Below are 15,918 nucleotides of genomic sequence, written 5' to 3'. Positions count from 1 at the left end.
TAGAATCTCTCTTCGTTTTCAAACATCCACCGTCTCTATTGCAGCGGTGGATGTTTTCATTTTCTACGGCGGCGATAGAATAAAGGAATGAAACGTATTCGAGGAATCTAGCGTATTCCCCTTGGCTTATGACTTTGAAAACATGATTTTTTGCACAAAAAATGAACTTTAGGATCCTCCGGCGTCTCTTATGTATGAAAAGGGGAGAGAACATGAAAGTTAGCCATCTTGTCAAGCAGGCCAAAAAAGGCGACAAAGAAGCATTATTGCAGCTCATCTTGGCCGATCAGGACGCTTATTACCGCCTTGCGTATACCTACATGGAAAACGAGCATGATGCGATGGACGCGATGGAGGACATGATCGTCACGGTGTATGAAAAGATCGATCAATTGCAAAAAGGGGAGGCATTCTATAGCTGGAGCAAAAGCATTCTTGTCAATCGGTGCAAAACGCTGCTTCGCAAAAAGAATCGATACCTTGCATTCGGAGAAGGGGAAGAGGCATCGCATTCTGCATTGACTGACGAAAATCCCTATCGCGATACGGAGTCCGAGATGGACATGCAGGTGCTTCTATCCCATCTGAACAAACGGCAGCGGGAAGCCATCGAGCTTCGTTACGTTCATGATCTTCCCTATCAGACGATTGCGGACATGACGGGCGTGCCGCTTGGAACCATCAAATCGCGAATTTCTCAAGGCATGCAAAAATTGAAAGCCATGATCGGGGGTGATCGTTATGAAAACGATCGAGAAGACCTTAGAGGAGTATAAGCAGGCGGTGAATAAAGTGCAGGCGCCGCCAGGTCTTGAGGAGAGGCTTCGGAATGCGCTGGAGCGCGTCCCCGCCAAAAAAAGAAATACGAGCAAAGCATGGGCATGGGCCGTCTCCACTGCAGCAGCGATCATTCTCATGCTCGGAGTTTATGAGTATCCTGCCTTCGCTTATTACGGAAGCAAGTTGTTTAACGGCGCCGGTTTGAACTCGCTCAGCTTTGCCGAAGTGATGGAACAAGGATTCGGACAACAGGTAAACAAAAGCACCACGCTTCCGGACGGCACCGTTCTGACCATTCATGGGGTGATTGCTGACGATAACGTTTTCCGTTTGTATTACAACATCGATCTACCCGAAGGCATCGAATTTACCGACGATCGTATTGGACGATACCATTTTGACAGCGTGAAGGGGTTCTTGACCGATTCGGCTCCGCTTAGAGGCGGCGGAAATCCCGGGAAAAGCAAAAGCCAATTCGCGGGATACGCTGAGTTTGAGCCGGTCAGCCCCTTCTCCCGGACATTAACCGTCACTTTTAGCGAGTGGCTGGATAACGGAAAAAAGGCATCGTATCCCATTACTTTCGATTTTGAAGCGAACAAAGCAATGAAAAGCATCGTGAAAGAGGAACTTTCGGAATCCGTTGACGTCGATCAAGGAACCATCCACTACGACTACATTACGGCATCGCCGACTTCAACCATCGTGAAGGGGCATTATGAACTCCGAGAATATCCGAGGTTTTCAGGGAAAACCAGGCTTTACGTGAATGGACTCGAAGTAAGGCTAAACGAGGAAAAGGGACAGCATCCGGCGGACTTCCAACTGAATTTCGGCCCGTTCCCAACCCGCAGCATTCAGTCCATTGAACTTGTGCTCGAAAATTTCGAAGGATACCATAAAATAAACGATCCGATCCCGCTTGGGTCGCCATCCGATCGCTCCATTAAAGTTGGGGATGAAAAGTTCTGGATTCGAAGCGTCACGAAAACCGGCGCGGGGTATGAGATCGTCATTGCCAGAAATCAATTCACATTCCTGGACAAAGGCAGCTTATCCGTCCAAGCCGGGGGCAAAATCATTCCCGTTTCGTCGATTTCGGCCGAACGTCAGTGGGATTTGAATAACGGCAATATTTTATGGGAGCAGACGTATTCGTTTAACACTCGGGATAAGCCTGAATTTCTGCTGGCGGATGGATATCAATATATCAAGACCTACAAGAAGAAAATATCGATTCCAGTCGATAGGCAATAATAAAAAGCATGGTTTTATTTGAACGTCCATGGGTTCAGCCTTCCGGTTTTCCGGGAGGCTGTATGTTTTTTTCGCCGGTAGAACGGGGTGAAATCCGCATTTTGTTGCAAATGCAATAAAAATAGTGTAGGATGTATTCGGAAAATACGTCGATGGAGGTGCATGCATTGAAAGAAATTCTGCGTGAAATCGGAATGATCGCCCGGGCATTGGATTCGATCAGCAATATCGAATTTAAGGCATTGGATCTTACCAAAGGCCAGTACTTGTACCTTGTCCGCATATGCGAAAACCCGGGAATCATTCAGGAGAAATTGGCCGAAATGATTAAAGTAGACCGAACGACGGCGGCTCGAGCGATTCAAAAACTCGAAATGAACGGATTTATCGAAAAAAAAGACGATGAACATAACAAAAAAATAAAAAAGCTGTTTCCTACGGCCAAAGGTAGCGATGTATATCCTTTTATCATACGGGAACATGACCATTCGAACGGGGTCGCGTTAGCCGGATTTACCGAAAGCGAAGCTGAAACGCTGTTTCATCTGCTCCAAAGAGTCAGAAAAAACGTAGAAACCGACTGGGAATTCGTCAAAAAAGGAAACAAAAGAAATTATTGAATAGAGATTAGGGAGATAAATACAATGACCGCCATAACAATCAAAAAATGCTGCGTCGACGATGTACAAACCCTCCAAAACATAAGCATGGAAACATTCATCGATACGTTCAAGGATCAAAATTCGCCGGAAAATATGAAAGCTTATGTAGAAAAGGCTTTTAACTTAAAGCAATTGGAAACGGAACTCTCAAACCAAGCTTCGGAATTCTATTTTATTTATGCGGACGGGGACATCGCCGGGTATTTGAAGGTAAACGCAGGCGATGCCCAATCCGAAGCCATGGGCGATGATTCACTTGAAATCGAGAGGATTTATGTCAGGAAGAAATTTCACAAGCAGGGACTTGGCACATTTCTAATGAATAAAGCTATTGAAATTGCCACGGAACAAAATAAAGAAAAAATTTGGCTGGGCGTCTGGGAAAAGAACAAGAACGCCATTGATTTTTACAGCAAAATGGGTTTTGTTCATACGGGAGCCCACTCGTTCTATATGGGTGATGAAGAACAAACCGATTTAATCATGACCAGGACGCTGAAATGACATTTTTAGAGAAATATAAAGCCGCAAAAAAGAAACGGCAGCAGACTAGACTGAAAAGCCATAGGCTGCCGCCGCTTCGTATATTAGTCCGAACCTCGGCATTGTGCGTCGGCTCTTCCCGCGGGGGGAATATTAACCCAAGAAAGCAATGGAACGTTTGACTTTCTTCGCAAATTCAATAGGATCGTCGATCGACTCCCAGTGAACATACATCAAACGCGGATTTTCGAACAACCAGTGATTGTGGACTGCCGTTACTTTAATCCCGTTTTTGCGAAGATTCGTCAACAATCGATTGACCTGACTTTGGAAAAGGGCCGTTTCCCCCAAGCAGAGCGCACGACCGGAGCTGTTCAGCGATTCAAACGAGAATAGTTGATAGCGGATTAATGGAGAGGTGGTACGTCTCCCTAAAATCGATGCTTTAATTCTACGGTTTCTGGAGACGAAACAAACCGGGCCTTTCGTAATTTCATGCTCCGTTCCACCTAAGATAGCCGAGAATTCGTTGCAAAGTTTTTTAAAGCGAGGACTTACTTTAACTTCCGCCATATGAAATCATCCTCTCATTTAAGGTATGAATACAGCCGATCGTTAACCCAAAAATTTAATGGATTCTTTTGTTTTTCTTGCAAATGCGACAGGATTGTCAATGGATTCCCAATGCATATACATTAAGCGAGGCTGTTCTTTGAGCCAATGGTTATGAACGGCCGTTACTTTAATCCCGCGTTTGCGGAGATTCGACATCAAACGGTTCACCTGGCTCTGATGCACGGCGGTTTCACCCAAACAAAGCGCGCGGCCGGACTTATCGAGCGACTCGAAGGAAAACATTTGCATTTGAACCAGCGGGGAACGCGTTCTTCTACCTAAAATTTTCTCTCGTAGATTCGTCATCCGCGTAACAAAACAAACCGGACCTGCTTCGATTTCCGATTGGCCTCCCAATATTTTCGCGAATTGGCTGCAGAGCTTTTTGAATTGCGGGCTAACCTTGACTTGTTCTGCCATCACATGTCCTCCTTTAATCCATTTCTATGTATCCTATGATCGAAGAAGAGAATTGTATTGGAGCAATCTCTTATGTGATATGACCGAAAAATAGAGTTTCCACTCAATTCATATGAAAAACCTGACTTATCTTAAGTCAGGTTCAAAGTTTCGATATGAACACCTTCAGCACGCGCGAATCATCCCGGAACGCCAGAATTCATTCTTCGCCCCATTCCGTTCGCGTCCGCCGTTTTTTTGGAGGGTTTCTTTTTTTGCCTAGTTGCCTAGCTATCGTATAGCCGATAAGATAGGCGGCGGCGGAAGTGTTTCTGTCGACCGTAAAAGGGACGATGGATGCATCCGCAACGATCAAATCTTTGACCCCATGCACATTTCCTTTACGATCAACGACGCCTCCCTTGGATAAAGGAGCCATTCGCAGAAAGCCTTGCTGATGGTGATTATGGTCGAAATTTTCTTTAATAAATGCTTCAAGGCTTTCATCATCATCGATCATATCCAACGTAGGCGAGAGAAGCTGATAAGAAGGATCAATCCGTGATAGCTCAAGAGCAATATTTTTGATATAAGTCCGATAGATTTGTTTTACGGCCTCCAGATCGTCCGGATCCGAAAGAAATCCTTCGTCTGCCAATACGATGTTTAGCGGATCCTTGCTTTGTATCCGGATATTCCCCTTGCTTCTAGGACGCAAGTACAGAATGGCTATGGTCAATTGCCCGTCTGCACCGATGCCGACAAGCTGAACGCCCCGTTGGCCGGGAGCGTTTCCGGATGGATCCGGCAAAAAAGCTCCCCCCGTATAAAGCGCATCCGGATCAACGGCAGGAAGGGGATGATCATTGGGATTGGTACTGAAAACAGCGAAGTTTAAAGTGTGATTTTTTAATCGTTGCCCTACGTTCGGATTATTGAAGACGACGGGGATCCCCGCTTTTTTCAACATTTTGGCCGATCCGATTCCGGAAAGCATCAGCAGCTGAGGGCTGTTGATGCCTGCCGATATAATCACCTTTTTCCGAGCATACGCACAGATGCATTGTCCATCCTTCAAAAATTCAACTCCAATGGCACGTTTGCCGGAAAAAAGAACGCGAAGAGCCGTGGTGCGGAAGAGTACGGTTAACTTACGGTTATGGACCCCTTTGCCTAAAGCCGTCATGATATCCGAAGACAGAAAGGCTGTGGATGAACTTTCCCTTCGGCCATCCGGTTGTTGGTATAATTGCCAGCGGGTGAATGGTCCGAGGGGAGTATCGGGATCATTATAGTCAAGTATGATGGGGTAACCGGTAGCCCGCTCGATAGCATTTGTCAATTTACGGGCCATGGAGGTGGGATTTTCAGGCGCTTGCCTGATGTCTATTCTCCCTTTATAACCGTGTGCGGCTTTGTTTGTCGTTGAGCCATTGAATTTTTCCAGCCGCTTGAATCGCCGCAGGGCTTTATCGGGGGACCATATGGGTCCGAGCAACCGTTCCCATTTTCGAAGCACGGCTGCCGTCGGACGGACATATTGCTCTCCGTTTATAGAGGAACCGCCTCCCAGGAGTCGGCCCGTGGTCCATTCGAATGTCCGGTCGTCAAGTCCGGTCTGAGGAACGCCCTCACCTTGCCAAAAGTAATTTGGAGAAAACTGTTCTTCAAGCTCCGGTGCAAAGGTTGAATCCCGGATCGGTTGATCTTTGTCATGATTTCCGCCCGATTCCAGTACGAGTACGGAGGTCCGTTTGTCGTCGGTAAGCGACTTGGCGATAACGGCTCCTGCCGGACCGGTTCCTACAACGATATAATCATAGGTCAAGTTTTTTTTCATTCCCGAGCTCCTTTAATAAATGAACTGATTCAGAATATTATTTTATTCTGGTTAAGGTGCCTATTTCAGGGTCGCGGCTGCGATAAAAAATCAGTTCATCCAACCGGGAAGGGGAAATGCCCAAACACGAAGCGTTGGAGGCACGGTGAACGGGGTTACTGCAGCAGGGCGGAAATTTAGGAGCAGAGTATGGTGGAGGGAGCGAAATCCGCATGATTCTGCTACCTGGTTCTGCTATCCGGTCCTGCTTCTCGATGGTTGCAAAACCTGTGGCGGTTAAAAATAGATAAATAGACCCTGCAGTAATCTGCAGGGCCTCTCTATTGTTGTTGTTTACCATAGAAAAGATCTTGTGATGATCACCAGCAATATGAATAAAACCAAAATGACTCCGATATTTCCTCCCCATAATCCTCCAGGACCGTAGCCCGCGCCAACGCCTCCAACGACTTCACTCATCACGTACGACCTCCTTGAAATAAAATACACTGTATCATATGGATTCATTTGGATTGAGTAAGGGCAAAAAGGCAATAAAAAATCATGCCGCAAAATAGCCGTCCCGTTCGACTTTTTCTCTTGTCCAACATTTTATGCCGCATCATATTTTTTAGAGAAGGACAAAAACTGTTTCTCTAGACCCACACAAAGTTTGTGAGCTACTATTAGATTCTGGTCGTTATTTCGCCTTCACGTTCAAAGCGTCAAATGATGATTAAATATGTTTTATGGGAGCAATGAATTCGTGGTTAATGAAAATAGGCAATCATCGATTGCGATTTGGCTCAGTTTTATCAGTAACGTTGCATTAACTGCAGTCAAACTTTCAGTCGGAATATTATTCGGCAGTCCGGTGCTCGTCGCAGACGGGGTGCACAATGCAGGCGATGTCGTGGCTACCGGGGCCGCCCTCAGCTCGATGCGCGTCTCCAAGCTCCCCCCCGATGAAGATCATCCCTATGGCCATGGGAAGGCCGAGGTGGTCGGGGCGGGAATCGTAGCGATTATATTGGCGCTCGCTGCCATCTACATGGCATACCATTCCGTTGCAATCCTTTTTGAACCGCCGCATAAGGCTACGATGATTGCCCTCGTTGCAGGTGTGTTCTCTTTGGTCCTCAAACAAATTTTATATGTATATACCATGTCGATAGGCAAGAGGTTGAAAAGCAACGGTTTGATTGCGACTGCTTATGATCATCTGGCGGATGTATATGCATCCATTGCTGCGGTCGCAGGGATCGGATTGGCCATGATCGGCGATCATTATGATATCGGAATTCTGTCCTACGGGGATCCTATTGCAGGAATCATTGTAGCTGTTCTTGTGTTCAAATTGGCTTTTCATATGGGAAAATCATCGATCGACGTATTAATGGAGAAAAACATCGATCCGGAAAAAATAAACGAACTAATTGAACTGATTCAACAAATTCCGGAAGTGAAACGCCTTGACAGAATTAGGTGCAGGGACCACGGACATTATATCATCGTTGACGTCAGGGTCGGCGTTCCGGCAGAACTAAGCGTTCAAGAAGGACACGACATCTCCCGTAAAATCAAACAAAGCATCATGGAACAGCATGCTGACGTTGAGGAAGTTTTGGTTCATTTGAATCCATGGTACGAAGACGATCATCATGGGTTTAAGGGATCGGATAATTAACCCTCTTCGCTGCAGTCTTCCGGATCGCAAAAAAGCCAGCCGCCGGATCCAACCTGGCGACTGGCAACCATTTTTTTGAATCCACTTTCCACAAGCTCTCCGGCATTTGCGCCAAAGTCGAATTTCATCGATGCGCTGTGCAGTTGAAGGCTAGAAAGCGGTTGGGGAAGATAACCCTTACAACGTGCTGAACACGATATTGCGCAGCTTGCGGGTAATCGGCATCGTGCCGGCGTCTTTTTTCTGCACCATAAACAGGAACGTCAAACCGTCGTGAGGGCTGTTGCAGAAGTAAGCCCCAAGCCAGCCGTCCCATCCGTATTCGCCTTGGCTGCCGATGAATCCGGCTTTGCCCGGATCGGTCAGGATGCGCATTTGTTTGCCATAGCTATGGCCGCGCAACGAATGCCACGTATCGAAGCCTTTTTGCTGCCAATCGGTTAAAGAAGCCGATGTCAAATATTGAACCGTTCGAGGTTTCAACAGGCGAACGCCGTTTAAGCTGCCTTGATTCATCAGCATCGTCGTAAATTTGGCGGCATCGTCGATCGTGGACGCAAGTCCCGCTCCCCCGGACTCGAATGCCGGATCACGGTCCATGGTATGCCGGATGCCGAGATTGTTCCCCTCGTACAACTTCAAGCCGCCCTCGCCGTCATCCTGGTAGGTTTTCACGAGGCGTCCTCTTTTTTCCGCGGGCAGCCAAAAACCGGTATCTTTCATCCCCAGCGGCTCGAAAATTTCTTTTTTCAAAAATTGTCCGTACCGCACGCCGCTTACCGCTTCCACGACCGCTCCAAGAACGTCGGCCGACGTTCCGTACTGCCAGGACGATCCCGGCTCGAACGAAAGCGGGCCTTGCCCCAGGCGGTTTGCGAATTCCATGGTGCTCATCGGATTATCGCCGCTCAAACGGCTGCCCAGCTCCTGAAATAAGGCCTCCGTGTGCCGACCGGCTCTGTCGGTTCCGCCATAGGCCAAACCGGAAGTCATGTTCAACAAATCGTGGATGTTGACTTCCCGGGAGGCTGGCGCCAATTCGCCGTTTTTTTCGACCCGTTGGTTTTTGAACCCGGGAATGTAGCGGCTCACCGGATCAAACAAATCGATCTCCCCGCGTTCTAACAGCATCATGACCGAGGCAGCGGTAATCGGCTTCGTCATTGAATATAAACGAAAAATCGAATTCCTGGTCAGCGGGCGTCCCGATTCGAGGTCGGCCAAGCCGTCTTCATGATAAAAAACTTCCTTGCCGTCTTTGATCACCATGAAGTTCGCGCCGGCGATCTCCTGGTTGTCGATGCTTGCCCTCAGCGTTTTTTTCAATTGATTGACAATGATGGCTTCCAGCATGTTTTATAGGGCTCCTTTTCGAAAAAGTTTGCTTGAATCCAAAGGGAAGCGATCCACGCACTAAACAGAATATTAAGCGCTTTCGGGCCGGTTGTATAGGGTTTGTTACGATCATTTGAACGAAAAAAGACCGCTCGGTTGTGAACTGCACATCTAACCTATTAGGGGCGAAGTTCACATTGAAGCGGTCAGCGAAACGAATGCCCGGACCAATCTCGCCGGGAGGGGCTGATAATGTGAACGTGGCAGTCCATGCCGTCATCGATCCGACGACAAACAAGCAGACGCCAGGCAACACGCTGTTTTCGGGTCATCGTCAAAACCATCAGGACGAAACGATTCGAACGAATTCGATGGCCCGAAGCGGAATGATGGCCGTATCGGTCGGAGGGCCATATATGATCGGAGGCACCTTTAACGTAACGGTGCTTTCTTCCACCGAGGTTAACGTCCCGACGATGATATCGCCGGACACCGCTACTTCGGTTTCGGATCCGATAAAGCCCTGAAGCCAATCTACAAAACGCATGAGGGTTCGCCTCCTTTGCAAATGACGAATAGGAAATCAAAAAAACGTCAATCGAATGGGGTTACTGTACGGACGTAATATTTGTGAAAGGAATAAGAACGAGATCGCCCGAGGCTTCCCGAAGCTGAACCCCATCCACGGCCGTAGCCAATACGACGCCTTCCAGGGTAACGAAAGTAGTACCGACGCGTACCTTCCGGCCGGTTCGGGCTTCGAAATATTCGATAAGCTCCGGAATGGCGACCAACCCGGTTCGGATCTGATTCTCCAGCGATTCGACCCGTTCGGTTAAATGTTCGGTTTGCCGGCTGAGATGTTCAACCTTGCGCGTTAACGCTTTGACTTTGGCAGCGAGTCGTCTGCCGAACAGGATGCAGCACATAATTCATTCTCCTTTCTGTCTTCGTTTGTATTGTTCGATATGCTTCTTTAGCTCCAGCAGGGAAGCAAGGCTTCGTCGTTCAGTCTCCCGGATCAAAGGCAGCGCGCGATGCACCTGGCCGGGAGCATTTTTCAAAAAGCTCTCAGCATGATCCACCAGTTCGTCCAGCGGCCGGCGGTAATCGACGACATACGGGCCGAGCCCGAAGGATTGCATAAGGCTGTGCACTTTGCCCATCGTACTGAAGGCAAGCACCGGCTTACCTGCCCGAAGCGCTACAAGGGACGGATGCAGCTTGAATGAAAGCAAATAATCGGCGGATTGAATGAAGCTGTACGTCAGCTCGATATCCATCAGGAAAGGAAGCGTTTCGATGGATGCATGCGGCGTAAGTTCCTTCACCTTCTGCTGCAGCTGCAGGCATGTTCCAAAGTCGGAGTATGCGTTGCCCGGATGATGAATGACCGGTATGAGCGTCAGATGGAACCCCTTTTGGTTCAAATGCGAAAGCAGCTTTGCCATATTGTCCATCGGGAAGGAAGAATACGAGAACACCACCACGCCGATCGTCGGACGCCTGGAAAAACGCTTTACGGGAATGAACGGTTGACGATAAGCGAATGCGATGTCCGGAGCCACCTCTACATTCCGGTGAAAACCTGCCCGTTTCGCGATCGCTTGGGATCTCACATCCCGGAATACCGCACGCTGGGCCGTCGAGATCATATCCCGGTAAGCCGAAACCTGCTCCTCCGGCCAGGTGTGCTCGGGATAGGCATCGACAATGCCGACCCCATAGACCCAGATGGGCTTTCCTTTCAGCTGTTCAGGGAAATAATATTTGTTGAAGGAGTAGGGGGTGATCAGATCGCCTCCTCCGATAATGAAGGCATCGGTCTGGTTCGGATCCAGCCGGGAGTTCCAAGGATAGACATGATGTTCGTCAAAAACCTGGCGGAGCGTATGAAGGAACAGATCGTCCCCGAAGTTTCCCATTCCGTAATATCCGGAAGCGGCAATTTTCATGTGCGTTTCACCTCCTTTACAATCTTGCCGAATCAAACAGCAACACCAGGCGGACCGGTTCTAACGGGATTTGCGCCAGGCCGGAAATAAATCCCGGTTGCGCTGGCTGATGCTGCTGCCGCAAATTACGCGGTGATACAGGACGGCCGGAACCTGAACGAGAAGGTGATGCTCAAGCAGCCGGGCGGTAAGGTCGATATCTTCGAAGATCCGGCCGAAGCGGTCTTCCCGGTCCCACCAACCTCCGATCGCTTTCAACAATGAGGTGCGATACATCCGGGGAACGAGGGGGTGGGCCGAATGCGCGGATAAACCGGACGGGTTTTGTTGGCAAACGCTGCTTATGGTGCTTTTCCAGACCGGTCCCATTTGTCTCGTCCGGATCCACCATGCATAAAGGGCCGTCGCCATTCCGGCTTCCGGTGCCTGATCTAGAGCTTCGGACAGCAGCCGGACCGTATCCGGAGGCAGCCAGTCGTCGCCGTCCAACTCCAGGATAAAGCGGCCTTTTGCTTCCTCGAGCAGCCGGTTCATCATGATCGCCTTGCCGCGATTTCGCGATTGAACGATAACCTTGATTCGGGGGTCGGAAAAAAAGCAGGCTTCTTCCAGGCTGTCGTCATCCGAAGCATCATCGCCGATGACCAGTTCCCAATCCCCGCAGGACTGTGCCAGCACCGAGCGGATGCTCCAGCCGATGGTGCCGCCCATATTGTGAACGCTCATAAGGATCGAAACCGCCGGCTCCGAACGGGGATGGGCCCATGCCGTCTGATTCGATGCCCAAAAATCCGGATGCTGCCTGGTGGCAGTCAGAATAGGGAGGATATATTCGCGATCATGCTGCCGAGAAACCGGGAATCTGCCGAAAAATTTACGGTTTCCGGAGATTCCGAGGCTTGGATCAGACGCTTCAGGCATATCCAGCCGAAACATTAGGGTTTCGTCGCCGGGCATCAGATCATCCTGAAGAAAACGAGCCGCAGGAAGGCGGCCGTTCCATTCCGACAGGCGGTTACAAAGCCATTCCCTCCGCCATAGGCAGGGGATCCCGTCCACGCATATGCATACAGCATGATCCGGGCATGCGAAAGGCCAATCGAAGGATCGGAGCCATTGCCTATAAGGGGGAGGACTCGCACCGCTTAACCACACCCACTCGCCATTGGAGCGGCTTGCATCCTCGAGAAGCCGGTCGCGATAGGCGATGGTTTCGTCCCGGGTGAAGCCGATGGGCTGGGAAGGAAGAATATCAAACTGCTTCATTTTCCGCTGAGCCCCTTGAGACGAATCGTTTCCGCAATGACCCGATCGGCCGCCTTTCCGCGTTCGAGCCAGCGGTTGCCGCGAGCATAGGCAATTCGGGCTTCCTTGCTCTCCTCCGTATCCGGGTGCGTGAGGATATCCCCAAGTTTCGAAATGAAATCGTCGTGGGTGGTCGCGGTTTTTACATGCGGTTCCATCGCGATGCACTCCGGCAGGGCGGTCGACAATACGCGGACGCCTGCAGCCATATATTCGTAAGCTTTGACCGGGTTGGTTGCGAGCGTAATGGGATGATATTGAAACGGAATTAAGGCTACGTCGATATGACGAAGATAGCGTTTGAGTTCATCGTGGGGTTTTTCGCCGAGAATGTGCACATTGGGAAGCTGCGAGTAATCGCCGGAGCTGCCGTAAGGAGCGCCGATGGAAACGAAATGGACATGCGGAAATGCGGCGGCCGCCTTGGCGAAAAGCTCGTGATCCACCCAATAGGCCCAAGCCCCGATATAAGCGGCAACGGGACCTTCCGGCAGGTCGGCGGGGCGTTTGGATGCCGGGGCATCAAAAAATGAAGGGTCAGCTCCGTTCGGAATCAACGTCAGCGGCTTGTCGGGATACGCTAGAGAAAGACGGGTGTGAATAACATCCGCCGTGCACACGACATGGTCCGCCCGTTCGATCATCTTCGGCTCGTATTTTGCCCAATGCGGAAATTCATCGCAGCAGTCATAGATCGTAACGTCCGGCTTGAACAACGTGTCGATGCGCGTCCTAAGCTTGGACCAGGTCGTCCAGACGACAACCGGTTCCTCCTTGCGAAGTACGGGGAGTTTTTTGGATAAGAAGGCCTTCGTATCCGTAAATAGATAGACATTTTTTTCAATCTCTTTAAACTCTGAATCCAGCGGTGCCAGGTTTTCGAAGAAAACCTGATGTCCTAACGCCCCTAGCTGGGTCATCAGCTGCTGCGGCCTCTGCTTCATATAGGACCAATTCATCGTTCTTGGATAAATGATTACTGCCAATAGGTTTTCCTCCTTTCTTTGATGCTAGGGTTACTATATGCATTGATAGCTTTGAAGATTGGGCTATTGAACGAATCGAGCTTAAAATGGTTCATTATTATGCAAAGAACGGGACCCGTTCGGAACGTTTCTATCAATCTTTCATATCATGTTCCCGATGACGATTTCGATAGGAGCGAGGAGCGTGAAACGTGTATGGATAAAAAGGTACTTGTCGTTTTTGGCACGCGACCGGAAGCCATCAAAATGGCTCCCTTGGTCAAAGAACTCGAACAAACTCCGGGGTTCACCCCGGTCGTGTGCGTTACCGCACAGCATCGGGAGATGCTCGATCAGGTGCTGGAATGTTTTGATATCCGTGCGGACATGGATTTGAATATGATGAAGGAAGGACAAAGCCTGTACAGCTTGAGCGCGGATCTGCTTCGGGGGATGGAAGAGGTATTTCGGAAGGATCCATATGATCTGGTCCTGGTTCACGGGGACACGACGACCGCGTTTATTGGCGCCTTGGCCGCTTATTACGCCAAAGTGCCCATCGGCCATGTGGAGGCGGGGCTTCGAACCTATGACAAATACGCGCCTTTTCCCGAGGAAATGAACCGGGAGTGGATCGGCCGGGTTGCGGACATGCATTTTGCCCCGACAAAGCTGGCTGCAGCGCATCTGCTGAAAGAGAATAGAACACGGCACATTTATGTAACGGGAAACACGGGAATCGATGCCATGAAATGGACGCTGAATGCGCCGTTTACGCATCCGCTCCAGCATAAGCTCCGGAAGGAGACGCGCTGGATACTGATGACCATGCATCGCAGGGAGAATTGGGGCGAGCCGATGAACAATGTATTCCAAGCGGTCAAACGGATCGTCCAGGAAAATCCGGATATCGAATTGATCTATCCCGTACACCCAAATCCCGCCATTCAAAAGGCCGTATCGGACGCGTTGGCGGGGCAGGAGCGGATACATTTGACCGCGCCGCTGGACGTTGTGGACCTGCATCATATCATGAAGCGATCGTACATGGTATTGACCGATTCCGGCGGCATCCAGGAAGAAGCGCCTTCTCTCGGCAAACCGGTGCTTGTCCTGCGGGAGAAGACGGAAAGGCCGGAAGGCGTGACGGCGGGAACCTTGAAATGCGTCGGGACGCGGACGTCAAACGTCATGGAGGGAATCAGGAAGCTGCTGCACGACCGGAAGGCTTATGCTGCCATGGCCCAGGCGGCCAATCCGTTTGGTGACGGCCATGCTTCTGCGCGGATCGTGCGTGCAATAGGCGACTATTTTGACATTGGGCACGGATCTTCTTCGAATGCGTCATGGGGTTCTTAGTTGCGGCTCTATCGGAAAATCGGCGATTGTTCGATTCTGGCCAAAGCGATAGGGAGGAGGGTTCTTTTAACCCTCTCTCTGCAATGTTTTCGGGGATGACTGACACGCAGCTGCCCGCGCGGAACGTTGGAAGCTTGGTATCGTTGCTTCCGTTCCGGCGAGTGTCATTTTTTATGCCTTGATGAAGACGCTCCAAGTGAACTGAAGTCAGATGAAAAACGATTAAATCCATTTGTCACCAAACGAAGCATCGAAATCATGCTAAAATACTACTGCGAATCCTTTAGCGGGAATAATCAAATGGGTGGTGTTTTGGTTTGCGCGATTTAGAAGTCCGGGCCTTTAGAAAAGAGGACATGCAGAAATTAGGCGAGTTGTATCATGCCGTTACATCTAACAATAAGAACGCCGTTTTTTGGTGGGTTGGAGAAGAACATCATAGGCCTAACGTATTCGTTGCGATCGAAAATGAAATGATGCTGGCGAAGGGACAAGTTGAAGTCATTTCCACGATCCCGACAGGCGGCCCCCAAAGGCATGCGCATTATATTTATTTCAATTTAAAGACCATTCCGCAAAGAGAAAACGACTACCCGCTCTATGATTTGCTGTATGAATGCATGTTACGCCGGGCATACGAGTTAAAAGACACGCTGCCCCGTTCGAATCGAACGATGATCGGCGTCGGGAACCATTCGACCGAAGCGCGCAACAATAACTATTTCATATCGAAAGGTTTTGTATATTCGAAAAGTTTGTATACCATGCGAAGAGACTTAAGCGAAAAAATAGGCGTGGCCCCGCTTGCTGAATCTTTTCGATGCGTGAAAGAATCAATGGATACCGAGGAAAAGATCCAGGAATACATAGAAATAGATATGGAGATTTGGCCGGATGCCCCGATTGGTTACGAGCAGTTCATGAATAAGCGGAATCATGCTTCGTGGACCATGTTTATTGTAAGGGAACATGCCGCCTTCGCAGGGAGCATCATTGCTTGGGTAGATGAGGAGGGGGAGGGGATCGTTGAAGATCTGTTTGTGAGACTTCCTTGGCGGAACCAAGGGATTGCAAAACATTTGCTTTCTCAGGCGCTAACCTATCTGAAGAATCAGGGATGTGCGACTGCAGACCTCCAAGTCGAAACGGCCAATGCTTCCGCGTTGTCCTTATACCACTCTGCCGGTTTCAAAGAAATATCGGAAGAAGTGCGTTATCATAGAGAGCTTTAAGTCGTTAAAAAAATAACAAGGGAGCGCTCACGAAGGGCTTACTTGTTATTTGCAACATGAAAGAG

17 protein-coding genes are annotated in these 15,918 nt (G+C 49.5%); 7 read left to right on the top strand and 10 right to left on the bottom strand.

Going from position 1 to position 15,918, the window contains the following annotated elements; all coding sequences use genetic code 11:
- The first annotated feature begins 212 nt into the window (after positions 1-212).
- The 4 genes from NYE48_RS14210 to NYE48_RS14195 all read left to right on the top strand — a co-directional run bounded on the left by NYE48_RS14210 (position 213) and on the right by NYE48_RS14195 (position 3,203).
- Entirely contained in the window at positions 213-776 is a 564-nt protein-coding gene (locus NYE48_RS14210) for an RNA polymerase sigma factor (protein WP_340999126.1), read from the top strand.
- Positions 742-2,037: a DUF4179 domain-containing protein gene (locus tag NYE48_RS14205; protein WP_340999125.1), complete on the top strand. Its 1,296-nt coding sequence runs from the start codon at positions 742-744 to the stop codon at positions 2,035-2,037. The genes NYE48_RS14210 and NYE48_RS14205 overlap by 35 nt, the downstream gene beginning before the upstream one ends.
- Positions 2,038-2,204: 167 nt before the next feature.
- Positions 2,205-2,657 (top strand): MarR family winged helix-turn-helix transcriptional regulator, encoded by a 453-nt coding sequence (locus NYE48_RS14200; protein WP_036713325.1) that lies wholly within the window; start codon positions 2,205-2,207, stop codon positions 2,655-2,657.
- A gap of 24 nt (positions 2,658-2,681) precedes the next feature.
- Positions 2,682-3,203 (top strand): GNAT family N-acetyltransferase, encoded by a 522-nt coding sequence (locus tag NYE48_RS14195; protein WP_340999124.1) that lies wholly within the window; start codon positions 2,682-2,684, stop codon positions 3,201-3,203.
- A 132-nt stretch (positions 3,204-3,335) separates the two neighbouring features.
- Here NYE48_RS14195 and NYE48_RS14190 read toward each other — a convergent pair whose 3' ends face one another.
- The 4 genes from NYE48_RS14190 to NYE48_RS14175 form a co-directional block, all read right to left on the bottom strand.
- Positions 3,336-3,755 carry a DUF1259 domain-containing protein gene (locus tag NYE48_RS14190; RefSeq protein WP_036713310.1) on the bottom strand — a complete coding sequence of 140 codons (420 nt, stop codon included), beginning with the start codon at positions 3,753-3,755 and terminating at the stop codon, positions 3,336-3,338.
- A 42-nt stretch (positions 3,756-3,797) separates the two neighbouring features.
- Positions 3,798-4,217: a DUF1259 domain-containing protein gene (locus NYE48_RS14185; RefSeq protein WP_036713313.1), complete on the bottom strand. Its 420-nt coding sequence runs from the start codon at positions 4,215-4,217 to the stop codon at positions 3,798-3,800.
- A 199-nt stretch (positions 4,218-4,416) separates the two neighbouring features.
- A complete protein-coding gene (locus NYE48_RS14180) occupies positions 4,417-6,036 on the bottom strand; it encodes a GMC family oxidoreductase (protein ID WP_340999123.1) in 1,620 nt (539 codons plus the stop codon).
- 333 nt (positions 6,037-6,369) lie between these two features.
- A complete protein-coding gene (locus tag NYE48_RS14175; RefSeq protein ID WP_339324770.1) occupies positions 6,370-6,495 on the bottom strand; it encodes a YjcZ family sporulation protein in 126 nt (41 codons plus the stop codon).
- Between the two features lie 262 nt (positions 6,496-6,757).
- On the opposite strand from NYE48_RS14175, the gene NYE48_RS14170 reads away from it, so the two are divergent.
- Entirely contained in the window at positions 6,758-7,702 is a 945-nt protein-coding gene (locus NYE48_RS14170; RefSeq protein WP_340999122.1) for a cation diffusion facilitator family transporter, read from the top strand.
- Between the two features lie 177 nt (positions 7,703-7,879).
- On the opposite strand, the gene NYE48_RS14165 is transcribed toward NYE48_RS14170, so the two are convergent.
- The 6 genes from NYE48_RS14165 to NYE48_RS14140 form a co-directional block, all read right to left on the bottom strand.
- Positions 7,880-9,055, bottom strand: coding sequence for a serine hydrolase domain-containing protein (locus tag NYE48_RS14165; RefSeq protein ID WP_340999121.1), 1,176 nt, complete (start codon positions 9,053-9,055; stop codon positions 7,880-7,882).
- A gap of 325 nt (positions 9,056-9,380) precedes the next feature.
- Positions 9,381-9,584, bottom strand: a complete 204-nt coding sequence (locus NYE48_RS14160) for a hypothetical protein (protein WP_036715546.1) — start codon at positions 9,582-9,584, stop codon at positions 9,381-9,383.
- A 61-nt stretch (positions 9,585-9,645) separates the two neighbouring features.
- Complete coding sequence (locus NYE48_RS14155) at positions 9,646-9,966, bottom strand: hypothetical protein (RefSeq protein ID WP_036715545.1); 321 nt, start codon at positions 9,964-9,966, stop codon at positions 9,646-9,648.
- Positions 9,967-9,969: 3 nt separating this feature from the next.
- Positions 9,970-10,992, bottom strand: a complete 1,023-nt coding sequence (locus NYE48_RS14150) for a polysaccharide pyruvyl transferase family protein (RefSeq protein WP_340999120.1) — start codon at positions 10,990-10,992, stop codon at positions 9,970-9,972.
- Positions 10,993-11,052: 60 nt separating this feature from the next.
- Positions 11,053-12,258, bottom strand: coding sequence for a glycosyltransferase family 2 protein (locus NYE48_RS14145; protein ID WP_340999119.1), 1,206 nt, complete (start codon positions 12,256-12,258; stop codon positions 11,053-11,055).
- Positions 12,255-13,283 carry a glycosyltransferase gene (locus NYE48_RS14140; protein ID WP_036715543.1) on the bottom strand — a complete coding sequence of 343 codons (1,029 nt, stop codon included), beginning with the start codon at positions 13,281-13,283 and terminating at the stop codon, positions 12,255-12,257. The genes NYE48_RS14145 and NYE48_RS14140 overlap by 4 nt, the downstream gene beginning before the upstream one ends.
- Before the next feature lie 195 nt (positions 13,284-13,478).
- Between NYE48_RS14140 and wecB the strand changes: the two genes are divergently transcribed.
- Positions 13,479-14,621: a non-hydrolyzing UDP-N-acetylglucosamine 2-epimerase gene (gene wecB / locus NYE48_RS14135; RefSeq protein WP_340999118.1), complete on the top strand. Its 1,143-nt coding sequence runs from the start codon at positions 13,479-13,481 to the stop codon at positions 14,619-14,621.
- Between the two features lie 317 nt (positions 14,622-14,938).
- Complete coding sequence (locus NYE48_RS14130; RefSeq protein ID WP_340999117.1) at positions 14,939-15,853, top strand: GNAT family N-acetyltransferase; 915 nt, start codon at positions 14,939-14,941, stop codon at positions 15,851-15,853.
- The last annotated feature ends 65 nt before the right edge of the window (positions 15,854-15,918 follow it).

Origin of the sequence: Paenibacillus sp. FSL M7-1455 (assembly GCF_038004655.1) — a bacterium.
Lineage (GTDB): Bacteria > Bacillota > Bacilli > Paenibacillales > Paenibacillaceae > Paenibacillus_AQ > Paenibacillus_AQ cookii.
Note: the sequence above shows the minus strand (reverse complement) of the source record. Positions and strands in the feature narration are given on the sequence as shown.